General features: G+C 73.9%; 14 protein-coding genes and 1 tRNA gene. 5 read left to right on the forward strand and 10 right to left on the reverse strand.

Annotated elements, in window-relative coordinates:
- The first annotated feature begins 116 nt into the window (after window positions 1-116).
- Both ACZ6CV_RS23230 and ACZ6CV_RS23235 read left to right on the forward strand, forming a co-directional pair.
- A complete protein-coding gene (locus ACZ6CV_RS23230) occupies window positions 117-953 on the forward strand; it encodes a maleate cis-trans isomerase family protein (RefSeq protein ID WP_469252634.1) in 837 nt (278 codons plus the stop codon).
- Window positions 950-1,687, forward strand: a complete 738-nt coding sequence (locus ACZ6CV_RS23235; RefSeq protein WP_469252635.1) for a maleate cis-trans isomerase family protein — start codon at window positions 950-952, stop codon at window positions 1,685-1,687. The genes ACZ6CV_RS23230 and ACZ6CV_RS23235 overlap by 4 nt, the downstream gene beginning before the upstream one ends.
- Window positions 1,688-1,707: 20 nt before the next feature.
- Here the strand turns inward: ACZ6CV_RS23235 and ACZ6CV_RS23240 are convergent, their stop codons facing one another.
- Both ACZ6CV_RS23240 and ACZ6CV_RS23245 read right to left on the reverse strand, forming a co-directional pair.
- Entirely contained in the window at window positions 1,708-1,899 is a 192-nt protein-coding gene (locus ACZ6CV_RS23240; RefSeq protein ID WP_355816592.1) for a hypothetical protein, read from the reverse strand.
- A gap of 65 nt (window positions 1,900-1,964) precedes the next feature.
- Window positions 1,965-2,213 carry a hypothetical protein gene (locus tag ACZ6CV_RS23245; protein ID WP_362368804.1) on the reverse strand — a complete coding sequence of 83 codons (249 nt, stop codon included), beginning with the start codon at window positions 2,211-2,213 and terminating at the stop codon, window positions 1,965-1,967.
- Window positions 2,214-2,381: 168 nt separating this feature from the next.
- Between ACZ6CV_RS23245 and ACZ6CV_RS23250 the strand changes: the two genes are divergently transcribed.
- Window positions 2,382-3,476 (forward strand): LLM class flavin-dependent oxidoreductase, encoded by a 1,095-nt coding sequence (locus ACZ6CV_RS23250; protein WP_469252751.1) that lies wholly within the window; start codon window positions 2,382-2,384, stop codon window positions 3,474-3,476.
- Between the two features lie 604 nt (window positions 3,477-4,080).
- Here the strand turns inward: ACZ6CV_RS23250 and ACZ6CV_RS23255 are convergent.
- Complete coding sequence (locus tag ACZ6CV_RS23255) at window positions 4,081-5,967, reverse strand: putative bifunctional diguanylate cyclase/phosphodiesterase (RefSeq protein WP_469252636.1); 1,887 nt, start codon at window positions 5,965-5,967, stop codon at window positions 4,081-4,083.
- A 326-nt stretch (window positions 5,968-6,293) separates the two neighbouring features.
- Here ACZ6CV_RS23255 and ACZ6CV_RS23260 point away from each other — a divergent pair, with 326 nt between their 5' ends.
- Complete coding sequence (locus ACZ6CV_RS23260; RefSeq protein ID WP_469252637.1) at window positions 6,294-7,583, forward strand: M6 family metalloprotease domain-containing protein; 1,290 nt, start codon at window positions 6,294-6,296, stop codon at window positions 7,581-7,583.
- A gap of 72 nt (window positions 7,584-7,655) precedes the next feature.
- On the opposite strand, the gene ACZ6CV_RS23265 is transcribed toward ACZ6CV_RS23260, so the two are convergent.
- The 7 genes from ACZ6CV_RS23265 to ACZ6CV_RS23295 form a co-directional block, all read right to left on the reverse strand.
- Window positions 7,656-7,729 (reverse strand) — tRNA-Lys (locus ACZ6CV_RS23265).
- The gene (locus tag ACZ6CV_RS23270) at window positions 7,720-8,367 is read right to left on the reverse strand and encodes a bifunctional DNA primase/polymerase (protein WP_469252638.1); all 648 of its coding nucleotides are present in this window, start codon (window positions 8,365-8,367) and stop codon (window positions 7,720-7,722) included. Before ACZ6CV_RS23270 ends, ACZ6CV_RS23265 begins: the two co-directional genes overlap by 10 nt.
- A 158-nt stretch (window positions 8,368-8,525) precedes the next feature.
- Entirely contained in the window at window positions 8,526-8,879 is a 354-nt protein-coding gene (locus ACZ6CV_RS23275) for a hypothetical protein (RefSeq protein ID WP_362368816.1), read from the reverse strand.
- A 484-nt stretch (window positions 8,880-9,363) separates the two neighbouring features.
- A complete protein-coding gene (locus tag ACZ6CV_RS23280; RefSeq protein WP_469252639.1) occupies window positions 9,364-10,725 on the reverse strand; it encodes an AAA domain-containing protein in 1,362 nt (453 codons plus the stop codon).
- Entirely contained in the window at window positions 10,725-12,329 is a 1,605-nt protein-coding gene (locus ACZ6CV_RS23285; RefSeq protein ID WP_469252640.1) for a hypothetical protein, read from the reverse strand. Before ACZ6CV_RS23285 ends, ACZ6CV_RS23280 begins: the two co-directional genes overlap by 1 nt.
- A 106-nt stretch (window positions 12,330-12,435) precedes the next feature.
- The gene (locus ACZ6CV_RS23290; protein ID WP_469252752.1) at window positions 12,436-13,623 is read right to left on the reverse strand and encodes a hypothetical protein; all 1,188 of its coding nucleotides are present in this window, start codon (window positions 13,621-13,623) and stop codon (window positions 12,436-12,438) included.
- Window positions 13,526-14,539, reverse strand: coding sequence for a phosphatase PAP2 family protein (locus tag ACZ6CV_RS23295; protein ID WP_469252641.1), 1,014 nt, complete (start codon window positions 14,537-14,539; stop codon window positions 13,526-13,528). Before ACZ6CV_RS23295 ends, ACZ6CV_RS23290 begins: the two co-directional genes overlap by 98 nt.
- A gap of 254 nt (window positions 14,540-14,793) precedes the next feature.
- Between ACZ6CV_RS23295 and ACZ6CV_RS23300 the strand changes: the two genes are divergently transcribed.
- Window positions 14,794-15,387 carry a histidine phosphatase family protein gene (locus ACZ6CV_RS23300; protein WP_469252642.1) on the forward strand — a complete coding sequence of 198 codons (594 nt, stop codon included), beginning with the start codon at window positions 14,794-14,796 and terminating at the stop codon, window positions 15,385-15,387.
- Window position 15,388: the final 1 nt, after the last annotated feature.

Below are 15,388 nucleotides of genomic sequence, written 5' to 3' on the forward strand. Positions count from 1 at the left end.
ACTCTGTGCGGTACGCCGCGCAGCATCCCCGTCCCGCCGTCCCGGCGCGTCGCCGGCTTCGCTCGTCCCGGCCCCCGGCCGGTCCCTGAATGCACGCACGAACTTGGGGACTGTTCATGGACGTCTCTTTCCTCGGCGGACCGCACCCTCAGCGCGGTGTAGGTGTCGTTGCCCCTTTCGACTTCGTCCTCGACCGTGAACTGTGGCGGTGGATCCCGGACGAGATCTCCCTCCATCTGACCCGCACCCCCTATGTGCCCGTCGAGGTCAGCCTCGACCTGGCCCGCCTGGTCAGCGAGCACGAGACCCTCCAGGAGGCGGTCCGCGCGCTGACCGCCGCGGAGCCCGAAGTCCTCGCGTACGCCTGTACGTCGGGCAGTTTCGTCGGCGGCATCGCGGGGGAGCGCGCGATGTGCGAGGCGATGACGCGCGAGGGCACGGTCGCCTCGGTGACCACGTCGGGCGCGCTCCTGGAGGCGCTCGACGAGCTGGGCGTGCGCCGCATCGCGCTCGTCACGCCCTACACCTGGTCGGTGACCCAGTCCCTGGAGGAGTACCTCGCCGAGGCGCACGTCCGGGTCTCGGCCCGCGCCTACCTGGGCCTGACCCGGCACATCTGGAAGGTGCCCTACCGGGACGTGGCGGACATGGCGCGCCGCGCGCTCCAGGGCAGCGCGGGCGGCTGCGACGCCCTCTTCATCAGCTGTACGAACCTCCCGACGTACGACGTCATCCCGCAACTGGAAGCGGAACTGCGGATGCCGGTGATCTCCGCGAACCAGGTGACGATGTGGTCCGCACTGCGTCGGCTGGGTACGCGTGCGGTAGGGCCCTATCAGGCACTGATCGATCCGACGGCGCGGCCGGGCGCGAGCCCGCTCGCCCCGCCGGCCCCACCGCAGGGGCAGGGCCTGCCCGAAGTACCACCCGCAGAAGGAGGAGGCTGGACGTGACGGCACTCGGATTTCTCTACCCGGGGCACTCGGCCGAGGACGACTACCCCCGCATGGAGCAGATGCTCGGCAGCGATGTCCGGCTGCAGGTCGTCCACACGGACATCGGCGAGGACGCGCACCGGGTCGACGCGCTCCTGGAGATGGGCTCGGACGCGCGGCTCGCCGCGGGCGTCGAGGAGCTGCGGCTCTCCGGCGCGGAGGCCGTGGTGTGGGCGTGCACCAGCGCCAGCTTCGTCTTCGGCTGGGACGGCGCGCACGACCAGGTGCGCAAGCTGGCGATGGCGGCGGGCCTGCCCGCCTCCTCGACCTCGTTCGCCTTCGCCCACGCGGTACGCGAGGTGGGCGCGGCCCGCGTCGCGGTCGCGGCGACGTATCCGGACGACGTGGCCGGGCTCTTCGCGTCCTTCCTGAAGGACTCCGGCGCGGAGGTCGTCTCGGCGCGCGGCAGCGGCATCGTCACGGCGGCCGAGGTCGGCACGTGGGGCCGCGACGAGGTGCTCGCGCTGGCCCGCGACGGCGACCACCCGGACGCCCAGGCGCTGCTCCTGCCGGACACGGCGCTGCACACGGCGGCGTACGTCCCGGAGCTCGAAGCGGAGCTCGGCAAGCCGGTCCTGACGGCCAATCAGGTCTCGGTGTGGGAGGCGCTGCGGCTGGCCCGGCGCAGGGTCAACGCGCCGGAGCTGGGCCATCTGTTCACGAAGGAGCCGCTGGTCCAGGCCGAGGCCTGAGGGCCGGTCCGGTCCGGTCCTTACGGGCTGAGGATCAGCCGGACCACCGTTAACGTCTGGACCGACCCGGAGACGTAGTAGAGGACGATGGCCCCGTCGACCGTCGCCTCGCGGCGGTCGGGGTCGTCCCGTACGGGTGTGGAGCCATGGCCGTACGGGTCCCGGCCCAGGGTCCGGGTCAGCGCGGCACGGAAGGCGTCGGCGTCGCCCATCTTGGCGAGGGTGTCGTCGGCGGGCGGCGCGTAGGTGACGCGGTGGGCCCGGCGGTGGCGGGGGCTCACGCGGTGCCCCGCCGCTCGGCCTCGTCGGAGGCGAGCCGGGCGAGCCGGGCCTCGGCGTCCGGGTCGGGCACGGCCTCCAGCATCCAGTGCCGCATCACGGCGTGGATCTCGTCGACCCCGGCGGCGTTGATGGCCCGGTCGAACTCGGCGCGCCGCCCCTCGGGCAGGGCGGCGCGGATGTCCGGCAGGGTGTTGGGCACCTCGACCTCGACTCCGTCGACGAGGGTCTTCAGCGGATCAGCCATGGTCGGCACGGTATCCGGGCGGGGGCGCCCAGGTGCGGGGAATGAGGGCGCGAGGGGAGGTTCGGGACGTGCGGGGACGTGCGGGGAATAAAACGGAGTGAGCCTCCTGTTGTCGCCTTCATACCCACGTGACGTACGTACGCAGCGCAGGAGGCACCCCCAGTGACAGTGGACCCGACCAGCGACGGCATCCGCGGCGAGCGGCACGGCAGCGCGCCCGTGCCGCTGTCCGTGCTCGACCTCGTCACCGTCGGCGCGGGACGCACCGCCACCGACGCGCTGCGCACCAGCGTGGAGATCGCCAAGTTGGCCGAGGCCAGGGGCTACCACCGCTACTGGGTCGCCGAGCACCACTCCATGCCGGGCGTCGCCTCGTCCTCGCCCGCCGTGATCCTCGCCCACCTCGCCGCGCACACCGGCCGCATCCGGCTCGGCTCGGGCGGCGTCATGCTGCCCAACCACGCGCCGCTCGTCATCGCCGAGCAGTTCGGCACGCTGGAGGCGATGGCGCCGGGCCGGGTCGACCTGGGCCTCGGGCGCGCGCCGGGCACGGACGGCGCGACGGCCGCGGCGCTGCGCCGCACGGACCGCCTGAACGAAGGTGCCGACGACTTCCCGCAGCAACTCGCCGAGCTCACCCGCTTCCTGGACGACGACTTCCCCGACGGGCACCCCTACGGGCGCATCCACGCCGTCCCCGGCCCCGTCCAGGCGACCTCGCCCGGCGGCGTGCAGTCGCCGCACCGCCCGCCGCTCTGGCTGCTCGGCTCCTCCGGCTTCAGCGCGCGGCTGGCGGGGACGCTCGGGCTGCCGTTCGCGTTCGCGCACCACTTCTCCGCGCAGAACACGATTCCGGCACTGGACCTCTACCGGGAGTCGTTCAGGCCCTCCGCGCTCCTGGACGCCCCCTACGCCCTCATCGGCGTCTCGGCGCTGGCGACCGAGGACGAGAACGAGGCCCGTCGCCAGGTCATGGCCGCGGCCCTGAACATGGTCCGCCTGCGCACGGGCCGCCCCGGCCTGGTCCCCACGCCGGAGGAGGCGGCGGCCCACGAATTCTCGGAGATGGAACGGGAGTTCATCAACAGCTGGAACGCGAACGTCATCCACGGCACCCCCGACCAGGTCCGCACGGGCCTGGACGACCTGGCCAAGCGCACGGGCGCGGACGAGTTGATGCTCACGGCGAACGCGCACGGGGGCGAGGTCCGCCTGCGCTCGTACGAACTCCTCGCAAACGAGTACGGGTTGCCTTCGGCCTGACGCGGGCCCCTGCGCGGGGCGGCGCCGGGTGCGCCCCGTAAGGGGCGCGGGGAACGGCGCGAGCGCCCCCCCCCCCGTGGACCCGCAGCCGCGGGTGGTCCGGTGCGTGGCAGACGCGCCTGCGTCGAGGCCGGCGTGACGGTGCCGGGTGCGCCCCGTAAGGGGCGCGGGGAACTGCGCGAGCGACCCCCTTGGACCCGCGGCCGCAGGTGGTCCGGCGCCACGCAGACGCGTCTGCGTGTTGGCGGCTGAGTGCCGGGTGCGGCCCGTTTGTGGCTGGCCGCGCAGTTCCCCGCGCCCCTGTCGGGGCTGACCGGCGCCGGTGACGTGCCCCGTTAGGGGCGCGGGGAACTGCGCGGGCAACCCCCGTGGACCCGCGGCCGCAGGTGGTCCGGCGCCCCGCAGGCGCGTCTGCGTGGTGGTGGTTGGGTGCCGGGTGCGGCCCGGTTGTGGCTGGTCGCGCAGTTCCCCGCGCCCCTGTCGGGGCTGACCGGCACCGGTGACGTGCCCCGTAACGCGGGGAACTGCGCGTGCAAGTGAGGCGGGCCCGCAGCCGCGAGCGCGCGGGGCCCGGCAGGCGGCCCCCAGGCCCCTACGGTTCCCCCTAGCGGGAGCTGAGAAGCGCGGAGATACGATCCGGCGCCACGGGACGCGAGTACAGCCACCCCTGCCCCGTATCGCACCCGATCCTCCGCAACCGCTCAGCCTGAGACGCAGTCTCCACGCACTCCGCCGTCACCGTGAGCCCCAGCCGATGCGCGAGCTGCACCATCGCCTCGACGATCACCTCGTCGGCGGGGTTCGTGTGCGTCTCGCCCTCCTCGTACTGGAAGCCCCGCACGAACGACCCGTCCAGCTTCAGGACGGAGACCGGGAGCCGGCTCAGGTACGCCAGGTTCGAGTACCCCGTACCGAAGTCGTCGATGGCGATCCGCACCCCCATGTCGCTCAGCGCCTGCAGGGCCTGCAGCGGGCGCCCCGCCGAGCCCATGACCGCGGACTCGGTGAGTTCGAGCTGGAGCAGCCGCGCCGGCAGTCCCGTCTCCGTGAGGATCTCCGCGACGTCCGCGACCAGATCCGAGTCCCACACCTGACGCACCGCCACATTGACGCTGACGAACACCGGTTCACGCTCCGGGTGCTCCGCCTGCCAGCGCACCGCCTGCCGGCAGGCACTCCGCAGCACCCACCGGCCCAGCTGCACGATCGAGCCGTCCTCCTCGGCCAGTCCGATGAACCGATTCGGCATCAGCAGGCCGAACTGCGGATGCTGCCACCGCACCAGCGCCTCGACGCCGTGCAGCCCCTCGTCGTCGAGGCCCACCAACGGCTGGTACTCCAGGACGAATTCGTCGCGCTCGACGGCGGGCCGCAGTGAACTGGCCAGCGCCTGACGGGTCATGCGGTGCGCGTTGCGCTCCGGGTCGAACAGCGTCCAGCGGGCCTTGCCGTCCGTCTTCGCCCAGTACAGCGTGGTGTCGGCGGCCTGCATGAGCCCCGTCGTGGTGGTGCCCGCGGCGCGCCGTTCGACGACGCCGATGGACGCGGAGACGGAGAGCCGCTGCCCGGACAGGTCGAACGGCTCCTGCAGCGCCGTCAGCGTCGTCTCGGCGAGATCCGTGAGCTGGTCCGTGCCGGTCGAGTCCTCGACGAGCAGCGCGAACTCGTCGCCGCCGAGCCGTGCGACCAGCGGCGCCCCCGTCCCGCCGTAACCGGCCCGGTCCGAGCGGCGGGTGAGCCGGTCCGCGCACCGGGTGAGCCGGTCCGCGACGGCGGCGAGCAGCCGGTCGCCGACCCGGTGGCCGAGCGTGTCGTTGACCGCCTTGAACCCGTCGAGGTCGAGGTAGCAGAGCCCGATCCGCCCGGTGCTCGTGTCGTCGTACGTGCCCGCCTCCAGCGCGGCGGCGAGCCGCTCGAAGAAGAGGTTGCGGTTGGGCAGCCGGGTCACCGGGTCGTGCATCTGCACATGGCGCAGCCGGGCCTGCAGCTCGCGCCGCGCGCTGATGTCGGCGGCGGCGAGCAGCACCGTCCGGGGCTCACCCCGCCCCGCCCCGGCCCCCGCCCCGGTCCCAGCCCCGGCTCCGGCCTCACCCCGCCCCGCGGGCGCCGGCATTGGCGAGACGGTGATCTGCACCCACATCGAGTGCCCGTCGGGGTGCTTCAGGCGCCGCGTGCAGCGCAGCCTGGCCTGCCGGCCGCGGAGCACCTCGCGGTAGGCGTGCCAGGTGCGGGCGTCGGAGGAGAGGTCGATCAGATCGGCGGCGACGCTGCCGGTGAGCGAGCCGGGCGCCGCGCCGAAGAGGGCGGCGAGCGCGTCGTTGGCGCTGAGCACCAGGCCCTCGCCGTCCACGACGGCGAGGGGGAGCGGGGCGGCCGCGAAGGCACCGCGGTAGTCGGACCGCTCCGTGCGGCGACGCTCCGTGAGGTCGGCTCGGGCCCGGCCGGGTGCTGTGACCGTCGTGGGGGTGGGCCCTTGGGACGTTCCGTTCACCGCTTGCTCCCGCAGTGCAGGTTGTTCTCGAACAGGTCTCGTCGGCCGGCGGTCTCGGCGGGCGGTGGTGTGGGGACCGGGCCCGCGCTGGAAAGTGTGCCGATCATAGAGGCTGGCCAGAGGGCTGTTCCAGCCGTACCGCCGGGGCGGGCGGGGCCCACCACCGTCGGCAGATCGTTTCTGCTCGGCCCTGAACTGGTTCCGATGCGACCCGATCGCTTGTGACGTTCCGTGAGCGCTCGGGGTGTCGCCCTCTCGCCGCACCGTCACTCGGAAGGGCCAGACAAACAGGGCGAGCTTCAACAAATCACCACAGGGTGGGTGGGGTGTCCCGCATTCCGCACCCGGAGGTCGACGTGCCGCGTCAGCTCCCCTCTTGGGGACTCACCCGTGGAGGGGAGAACTCCCGTCTGCCCCGTCTGCGCAGCACCGCCGCCCTGCTCACCTCCCTGACCGCCCTGGCCGCCACCTCCCTGGTCGCGGGCCCCGCGATCGCCGAGTCGCCCGGGGGCCCGTGCGCCCTGCGCCGCACCACCGCACACCACTCGGAGGGCCTGGACACCTGGAACACCTCCTACCCACGCCCCACGCGGACGTTGAACGCGGTCATGGTGTTCCTCTCCTTCCCCGACTCGCCGCCCCTCACCACCCCCGACGAGCTGACCGCCGACTACTTCCCGGCCACCAGCCAGTTCTTCGAGCGGGCCTCGTACGGCAGGTTCAAGCTGGCCCCGCACCCCCGGCGCGAGTGGGTCGAGATGCCGCACGGCTCCCTCTCGTACGCCATACGGCGCGACTGGAACGCCCAGCGCCGCGCCGCCTATCTGCGCGACGCGATGGCGGCGGCCGACCCGCACGTGGACTTCTCGCGGTACGACCTCGTGTACTTCGTCGCGGACCCGGACGCGCCCGGCGTCGACTCGGACGCCACGAAGGTGGTGAACCTCGACCGCCCCCTGCGCGCCGACGGCACGGACATCCGGCGCGTCGTCACCGTCTTCGAGCGCCACCCGCCGGACCGCAACGTCCTGGCCCACGAGACGGGCCACGTCTTCGACCTGCCCGACCTGTACCACCGCCCCACCGACGGCAAGGGCGACTGGGACACCCACGTCGGCGACTGGGACGTCATGGGCAGCCAGTTCGGCCTCGCCCCCGACCTCTTCGGCTGGCACAAGTGGAAGCTGGGCTGGCTGGAGCGGCGGCAGGTGCGGTGTCTGCGGGCCGGTACGGAGCGTCTCACCCTGGACCCGCTGGCGGCGCCGCAGCCGCCCGGCGCCCTGGGCGGCACCCGGCTCGCCGTGATCCGCACCGGCCGGGGCGCGGCGCTCGCCCTGGAGGCACGCGGCCCCCAGGGTATCGACCAGGCAGCCTGTACGGAGGGGGTGCTCCTGTACCGGGTACGGAACGAGGCGGCGTCCGGTGCCGGTCCGGTCGAGGTCGTCGACGCCCATCCGGACTCCGAGTCCTGCTGGGGCGAGTCGGTCTACCCGCAGCTGGCCGACGCTCCGGTGCGCGAGGGCGAGAGCTTCACGGTGCCGGGCGAGGAGATCCGCGTCGAGGTGGCGGGACGGACGGCGTCCGGGGCGTGGACGGTGAACGTCACGACGGGCTGAGCGCGACGGCCCGCGAATGACCGCTGAGACGCAAGAAGCCCCTCGCTCTCGCGAGGGGCTTCTCACCGTCTGTGCGCCGCCAGGGACTCGAACCCCGGACCCGCTGATTAAGAGTCAGCTGCTCTAACCAACTGAGCTAGCGGCGCCTGCTGACGTCGTAGACCTTAGCATCCTGATCGCCGCCAGGAAAAATCGATATGCGCACGGCGGAGGAGGCCGCGGCGCGTGCCGCCCGGACGCAGGCCCAGAGGACGACCTCGGGCCCCGGGAGCCAGGGGTGCCGGGTGCCGGGGGCCACCAGCCACCGCGATCCGAGGCGGTCGCCGCGGGGCGCGCCCGGGGCGCCGGCACCGGCGTCCGCGCAGGCCGCGAGCGGTGGCACGGTGACCGCGTCGCCGGTGCCGTGGCAGAGCACGGAGGGGACGGCGCGGCCCCACTCCTCCCACTCCAGGAGGGAGGGCAGCCGCTGGGCGGTGCCGGGGGCGGTGAAGAGCAGGACGCGGCCGCGGTGGGCGGCGACCGGCCCCGAGCCGGGCCCCTCGGTCCATAACCGGTCCAGCATCCGCCGCCCGAACACCGCGGGGACGCTCACCACGTCGAAGGCGGTGCCGCAGGGGAGCACGGCGGGGGCGGTGGGCTCGCTGCGCCACAGGGCCAGGGCGCTGCGCGGATACGTCTCCGCGGAGGCGAGCCAGGCGGCTCCCTCGGGGGTGACGGCGCAGGCGTCGTGGGCGGGCCCGGCGGAGGATGGGGTCGCGGGGATGTGGAGGGAGAGACTGCTCATGACAGCAACATGTACCGAGGGTGAAGAGATCATCTCCGAGAGTTGCGCGAAACCGGGACGGTAGGGGGTGATGTGGGGTACCTTGCCCCCTGGCATATGCCCGCACGGCCTCCGGCCTACGGCGTACTGCCTGCGGCCTACGGCGTACTGCCTCCGGCCTACTGGCGCTCGGCGCCGCCGCCCCGCAGCAGGTCCCGGCCGAACTCGACCATCTTCTTGGCGTAGTCCTCGGTCCACTCCGCGCGCTCCGCGATGACCGCGAGCGTCAGCCGGTCGAACCGGCGGGGGTCGGCGAGCTGGGCGGCCGCGATGGCCTGGAACTCGACGGACCGGTCCGTCGCCGCGCGGAACGCGTGGGTCAGTTCGGTCGCGCGGTCGAGCAGCTCGCGCGGGTCCTCCATCGACTCCAGGTCGAAGAAGTGCTCGGGGTCCGCAGTGGCCTCCGCCGGCTCGAAGAGCAGGGGCGCGGGCCGCATGCGCTGTTCGCTCCGGGGCCGCTCGGGCTCCGCCATGGTGGTTCCTCCTCGTACGGTACGGCCGCCCGTCCGGTGTCCGGCCGCCTCCCATTCTCCCTTGCGACACAAGGGGGCGGGGCCCGTCGCTGCGTGGGTGGCTTCCCCGTGGGGCGGGGCGCCCGGTGGGCGTTAAGGGGCGCGGGGAACTGCGCGAGCAACCACGGTCGGCGTGCGGTCGCGTCCCCGGGGGTTCGCACCGCCGCGTGGGCGGCTTTCGCTTGGGCCTGCGGGGCGGCGCGTTGACGCGGGCGGGGTGCCCGGTGGGCGTCAAGGGGCGCGGGGAACTGCGCGAGCAACCACGGTCGGCGTGCGGGCGCGTCCCCGCGGAATCCCCGCCGCCGCGTGGGCGGCTTTCGCTTGGTGGGGGCTGGGCGCGCAGTTCCCCGCGCCCCTACGGGGCTCGGCGTTGGCTGAGGTGGGGGTGTACCTGACGGGGGCGGGGCGCCGGGGTGCTCAGGGGCGCGGGGAACTGCGCGAACCCCTAGCCGGGCCACGCCACCCGGTGCTCGGACAGCCGCGCCAGCACCGCATGGTTCGCCTCCCAGCCGTCCGGGAACTTCACCGTGACACCCAACTGCACCGGTTCCGTCGACGGGTGGTCGTCCAGCAGGGCGCCCACCCCCGCACGGCAGACGACGATGCACGCGTGCCGGTGACGGGACGTCAGCACGCAGAGGCGGCCCGTCTCCAGGTGGAAGGCGGTCGCGTCCGGGCGGCCGGAGAGCGGGTGCAGGACGACCGTCACGTCGTACTCCCGGCCCTGCAACCGGTTGGCGGTGTCCACCGTGACGTCCATGACGCCGAGGTCGGCGAGGGCCGCGCGGACCGCCGCCGCCTGGTCGCGGTGGGCGGTGCCGACCGCGATGCGGTCGGCGGTGAGCGGCGCGGGATCGGGGCCCCGCTCGGAGGTGGCCGCGCCGCCCCGGTCCAGGAGGCGGCGGACTACCTGGGCCAGCGCCCGCACCGCCTCCGGATCCGTGCGCGGCGTGTTGCGCGCGGGCAGCTCCAGCAGGCCCCAGCCCGACGCGGCCGCCTCGTCGATCACCCGGTCCGGACCCGACCCGTCCGACGCCACCGCGAACCGCAGCGCCCGGTCCCCGTGACCCGTACCGCTGCGGAACGGCGTGTACGGGTAGAACGCGTCGGAGACGAGCGGCGCCGCCGACGCGGGCAGCCGCCAGGAGACCGGCAGCCGGTGCTGCGGCAGCTCGGGATTGTGCGCGAGCAGCGTCGTCACCGCGGACGCCGACGGGTCGTACGAAAGCCCCGCCCACTGGTCCGCGCCGACGATCGAGAACGGGTCCAACTGCCCGGGATCGCCCACGAACAGCGCCCGTTCGAAGAGTCCCGCCACGGCGAGCAGCGCGTCCGAGCGCATCTGGTACGCCTCGTCGACGATGGCGTGGCCCCAGGGCGCGTCGAGCTGCTCCACCTTCACGTGCGCCCACTTCGCGGCCGTCGAGATGACCACGCCGAGGCCGGCCAGATCGCCCGGCTTCGTCGACTTGCGCACGTTCTCCAGGTCGTCGAGCGCCTTGTCGTACGGATCGGGGTCGCTGCTGTGCAGGCGGCCGACCGGCAGCTCGGGGTCCTTCTCGGCGAGGCGCAGGACCAAGTCGTCCACCTGCGCGTTGGTCTGCGCGATGATCATCAACGGGCGCCCGGCGGCGGCCAGTTCGAGGGCCGCGCGGACCACCAGCGTCGACTTTCCCGCGCCGGGCGGCGAGTCGACGACGACGCCGCGATGGGTGCCGTGCAGCGTGTCGTGGAGGATCGCCGCGGTGGCGCGCGCGGCCTCGGCGCCGGGGTCGAGGGAGCCGCCGGCGGGCGGGGCGAGCTGCATCACAGGGTGTCCTCCGCGGTCACGGGGTCGGGGCGCTCCGCGGCGTCGGCGGAGTCGGCGGGCGGCCCGCCGTGCGTCCACGGGGTGGCCTCGGGGTCGGGCAGCTTGGGGCCGCCGCGCTGCTCGTGCTCGAACAGCGTCCAGCAGATCCGGTCACCCTTGTCGGGCACGGACCCGGGCTCGGGCTCCTTGCCGCGGCCCATCTTGTCGACGATGCGCAGGACGACGGTCCCGCCGCCCGCCTCGCCCTCGTACGCCACGAACTCCGCGGTCTGCGGCTTGCCCTGCAGGGAGCGGTACACCTTGGTGCGCTCGCCGAGGTGCGGCCGGTCGTCCGTGCGGACCGTGATCAGGGGGCGCGGCCGGGGGCTCTTGGCGTCGTTGTACGCCATCACGACCTCCGTCACCTCCCCGGCGAAGGCCTCGCCCGCGAGCCGGCGGCCCGCCATCACCAGGGGGTCGTCGAGGGCCTCCTGGGCGTCGAGGCGGGCCTGTTCGCGCTCGCGGGCGGCGAGTTTGTTGGCCGCGGTGACCGCGTCGTCCACGCGGGGCTGCGGCGGCTCGCCCGCCGTCACGCGGTCGCGGTGGCCGGTGAACGACCAGCGGTCGCGGGTCCACCGCTCGGCGGCGCGCGGCGCCTCGGGGAGCGTGCACAGGGCGTCGAGGCCGCGCCAGACGGCGTCCCAGGTGGGGCGGGTCCTGCTCTCGATCAGGGCGTGGATCTCCCGCTCGGCGCCGGTCAGTTGCGCGAGCCGCTCGTCCGCCTCGACGCCGTCCTCGGCGGCCGCCAGCGCGGTCCGCGCGCGGTCGTACCGCTCGATGGCCGGGGCCAGCAGGTCGTTGTCGAACGCCGGGTCGGTGGCCGGGCCCGCGGGCGGGCACAGCAGCTGGCCGTCCCGGTCGCGGGCGAGTTCGGCGCGGCGGGCCGCCTCGGCGCCGGACGTGCCGTCGGGTGCCTCGATCCAGGCGAGCAGGGCGCCCAGGTGCTGGTCCTCCAGGCTGGACTGGCCGGTGGCCCAGTGCCGGGAGAGCAGCTCGGTCATGGCGGCGAGCAGCGACGAGCCGGGCACCCGGGCGCGCTCCCCGTAGTGCGTCAGCCAGCGGCCGAGGAGGGGGACGCGGGCCGGGGCGGGGTAGGGCGCGTCGGGGTCCTGCTCGGCGGTGCGGCGAAAGCGCATGGAGCGGCCGAGGAGCCGGACGAACTCGATGCCGGCGCGGCTCGGCACGATGATCTGCGGGGCGTCCGCGCAGAGTTCGACCTCGACCTTGACGCGCTTGCCGGTCTCCGGGTCGGTTTCGTTGCGCTCGGCGGCCTCGACGTCCTGCGCGAAGGAGTCCACGTACGGCAGGACGACCTCGGCGAGCTCCGCGAGGAAGGCGAAGCGCAGGTCGCGGTCGCGCGGCTGCGGGACGGTGAGGAGCCGCGGCGAGGTCCGCTCGGTCCCGACGAGGGCGCCCAACGGTGCACCCGTCTCACCGGCGGTGGTGAGCGGCACGAGAACGAGGGGCCGCTGCGAGACGTGCCGATGCCGCACGGTGGCCCGCACCTGCGCCCGCCCGGTGGAAACGGCTTCGAGCCGAGCAAGACTGTCGATCAGAGACACGGAGCCTCTTCCGGAAAATAGGGCGGGTGGGTGGGAACGATCCGCCGCGAAGCGGCAGGACAGCCAGTCGACGACGAACAGAACCCCCACCCGAACGAGTCGCGGCTCAGCAAGAGGATCCCCCCAAGGCGCCCCCGCCAGAAACCGCCTCACGCCGCAACACCGCCGCCCGCCGCAACGCCGCCACCGCCGGATCCGCCGGGTCGCCCGCCGCCCCCGAGGCCGCCGCGAGGACGTCCTCGACCCGCGTGAGGCCGCCGAGATCGCCCCGGATCGACCGCCCCAGGGACGTCACGTCGCCGCGCTCGCGGGCCCGCTCCCGGCAGTGGAAGGCCAGCTCGCAGGCGGCCAGGCACTCGGGGGCGTACGTCGCGGGGACCGACTCGACCGCCGCGGTCAGCTCGTCGGCGGGCCGTCGCACGTCGAAGGTGACGCCCTCCGGGAGCTCCGCCGCGATGTCCTCGACCCGGGTCAGCCGCTCCAGCTGCCTGCGGGTCACCGACAGCTGCTTGCGGACGTCGATCGCGGACGCCGTCGGAAGGTTCGAGAAGTCCTTGGGGCAGACCAGGAGCACCTGGTGCCGGACGTTCGGGGCCGGGTCCAGGCGCGCGGCCACTCCCTCCAGGGCCAGCACGTACACCGCGGCCTGGCGCGCCGCCGCGCCCACCTTCGCCGCGTCCGCCGAGCCGTCGATCATCGGGAAGGACTTGATCTCGACGACCGTCCAGGTGCCGTCCGGCTGGACCACCACCGCGTCCGGCTCAAGGAAGGCGGGCGTGCCCGCGACCTCCAGGGCCAGCATCGGGTGGTCGAGCAGCGTCCAGCCGCCGGACGCGGTGGCCTCGCGCAGGGCGAGCGCCGTACGCGCGGCGCGGCCCTCGGGGCCGGCGGCCGAGAGGTCGGGCACGGCGGCCTCGCCCGCCACCGGCTCGGGCCCGCCGCCGAGGCCGGCGTGGGTCAGGCGCAGCAGCTCCGCGCCGCCGTCGGCCTTGACCCGCGCCTCGAAGGCGTTGCCCCGGACGAACGCGAACTGGGACTGGCCGAAGCCGGAGGCGGCGCCGAGGGACTGTGCGAGCGCCGTCTTGTCCACCCCCGCGCCGTCGAGCAGCGCCCGCCGCCGGCACCCGGGGTTGGCCGCGAGGGCGGCGAGGGCGCGGGCGTCCAGCGGCCGCGCGGGCAGGTCGGCGCCGCGCAGCTCAGTGAGCCTTGCCCAAGCTCTCGACCTCGCTCGGGCGGGGGAGTCCCCATCCCGCAGCGCCGTCCCCGGCGTCGGCGGGGTGGCCTGCGTCGGCAGGCCGGGCACTCGACTCGGCGCCGGGGGCGGCGGCACTCTGCTTGCGCTGTCGGGGAATTCGCTCACCCGTCGAAGTCTGGCACCCGGCACCGACAAATGAGGACTCTGGGGCGGGCGAGGTCGCCGAGGAGGACAGGCAACGCTCCCGCAGCCGGTCCATCACCGGCTCCGCGAGCCGCTGCACGGGCCGTACGAGGAGCAGTCCGACGCCCATCACGGCGCAGCCCGCGAGCGCGTCGAAGAAGTAGTGGTTGGCGGTGCCCATCACCACAAGCGTCGTGATGAGCGGGTAGCCGACGGCGGCCACCTTGGACAGCGGCGAGCGCCCGCAGCGCCACAGCATCACGCCGCACCACAGCGCCCACCCGACGTGCAGGCTGGGCATGGCCGCGTACTGGTTCGTCATCCCACCGAGACCGCGCGGCGCGCTCGCCTCGCCGCCCCACCAGCCGAAGTCGCTGTACTGCGCCATGGTGTCGACGAAGCCGTGGCCCTTGCTCAGCAGCCGGGGCGGACAGGTCGGCAGCAGCGTGAAGCCGATCAGGCCGATCATGGTGGAGATCATCAGCCACGCGCGTGCCGCGCGGTAGTGGACCGCGCGGCTGCGGAACAGCCAGACCAGGACGGCCGGCGTGACGAGGTAGTGCAGCGAGGCGTACCAGAAGTCGGCGGGGACGCCGATCCAGGAGTTGGCGGTGAAGAGCCGGTTCAGCGGGCTCTCCGCGTTGAGCCGCAGGAACTGCTCGGCCTTGAGGATCCCCACACCGTGGTCGACCGCCTCGGCGACGTCACCGCGGACGATCAGCCGGCCGGCCGAGTACGCGGCGTACACCAGGACGATCAGCGGCAGCTCGGTCCACCAGCGGAGCCGGTGTCCGGTTATGCCCGCGGTGCCCGGCACGTCGGTCTTCGGCATCCGGTCGGTCCCCCATCGTCTCTGTTCATGCGGCGTATGCCGCCGCATCACTTTACGGCGCGTGCGAAGGCCGTCGAGGAGTCCCCCGGCCGTCTAAGACGCAGAGATCGGCGAGCGGGTTGCCAGGCACGGCCGGTGCCCGGTCCAGGGTGGGTGATGATGGAGGGAGCGGGCCACCGGAGTCCGCAAAAAGCAGCAAAAGTCCCGTCGGTGCAGGTGACGGGGCGGTTACGCGTACGAGTTGGAGAGACCTCATGGCACCCCGCATCCTGCTGGCCCGGCACGGCCAGACGGAATGGTCGCTGTCCGGGAAGCACACCGGCAGGACCGACATCCCCCTCCTGGAAGAGGGCCGTCGCGGCGCCAAGCTGCTGGGCGAGCGGCTGCACCGGGCGCCTCTGGCCGGCCTCCCGGACGTCGAGGTGCGCACGAGCCCGCTCTCCCGCGCGCGGGAGACCTGTGAGATCGCCGGCTTCGGCGACCGGGCGACGGCCTGGGACGCGCTGATGGAGTTCGACTACGGCGGGTACGAGGGCATGACCCCCGCCGACATCCAGGCGGTCCGCCCCGGCTGGTTCATCTGGCGCGACGGGGTCCCCGAGGGCGAGACCCTGGAGCAGGTCGCCGCGCGCGCGGACGAGGTCGTCGACTGGGCCAGGAGCGCCGACCGCGACGTCCTGGTCTTCGCGCACGGCCACATCCTGCGCGTCATCGCCGCCCGCTGGCTGGGCTCCGGCATCGAGTTCGCCGCCCGCGTCCGCCTCAACCCGACGTCCCTGTCGGTCCTCGGCTGGGCCTACGGAGAGCCCGCCATCGAGTCGTGGAACGAGACGGGCCACCTGTTCTAGC

Source organism: Streptomyces sp. NPDC041713, assembly GCF_055591085.1.

Excerpts from the sequence above, each read along its gene's own strand:
- ACZ6CV_RS23230 (WP_469252634.1), top strand. The coding sequence starts at position 117 with ATGGACGTCTCTTTCCTCGGCGGACCGCACCCTCAGCGCGGTGTAGGT.
- ACZ6CV_RS23240 (WP_355816592.1), bottom strand. The coding sequence starts at position 1,899 with ATGGGCGACGCCGACGCCTTCCGTGCCGCGCTGACCCGGACCCTGGGC.
- ACZ6CV_RS23245 (WP_362368804.1), bottom strand. The coding sequence starts at position 2,213 with ATGGCTGATCCGCTGAAGACCCTCGTCGACGGAGTCGAGGTCGAGGTG.
- ACZ6CV_RS23270 (WP_469252638.1), bottom strand. The coding sequence starts at position 8,367 with ATGAGCAGTCTCTCCCTCCACATCCCCGCGACCCCATCCTCCGCCGGG.
- ACZ6CV_RS23275 (WP_362368816.1), bottom strand. The coding sequence starts at position 8,879 with ATGGCGGAGCCCGAGCGGCCCCGGAGCGAACAGCGCATGCGGCCCGCG.
- ACZ6CV_RS23280 (WP_469252639.1), bottom strand. The coding sequence starts at position 10,725 with ATGCAGCTCGCCCCGCCCGCCGGCGGCTCCCTCGACCCCGGCGCCGAG.
- ACZ6CV_RS23295 (WP_469252641.1), bottom strand. The coding sequence starts at position 14,539 with ATGCCGAAGACCGACGTGCCGGGCACCGCGGGCATAACCGGACACCGG.
- ACZ6CV_RS23300 (WP_469252642.1), top strand. The coding sequence starts at position 14,794 with ATGGCACCCCGCATCCTGCTGGCCCGGCACGGCCAGACGGAATGGTCG.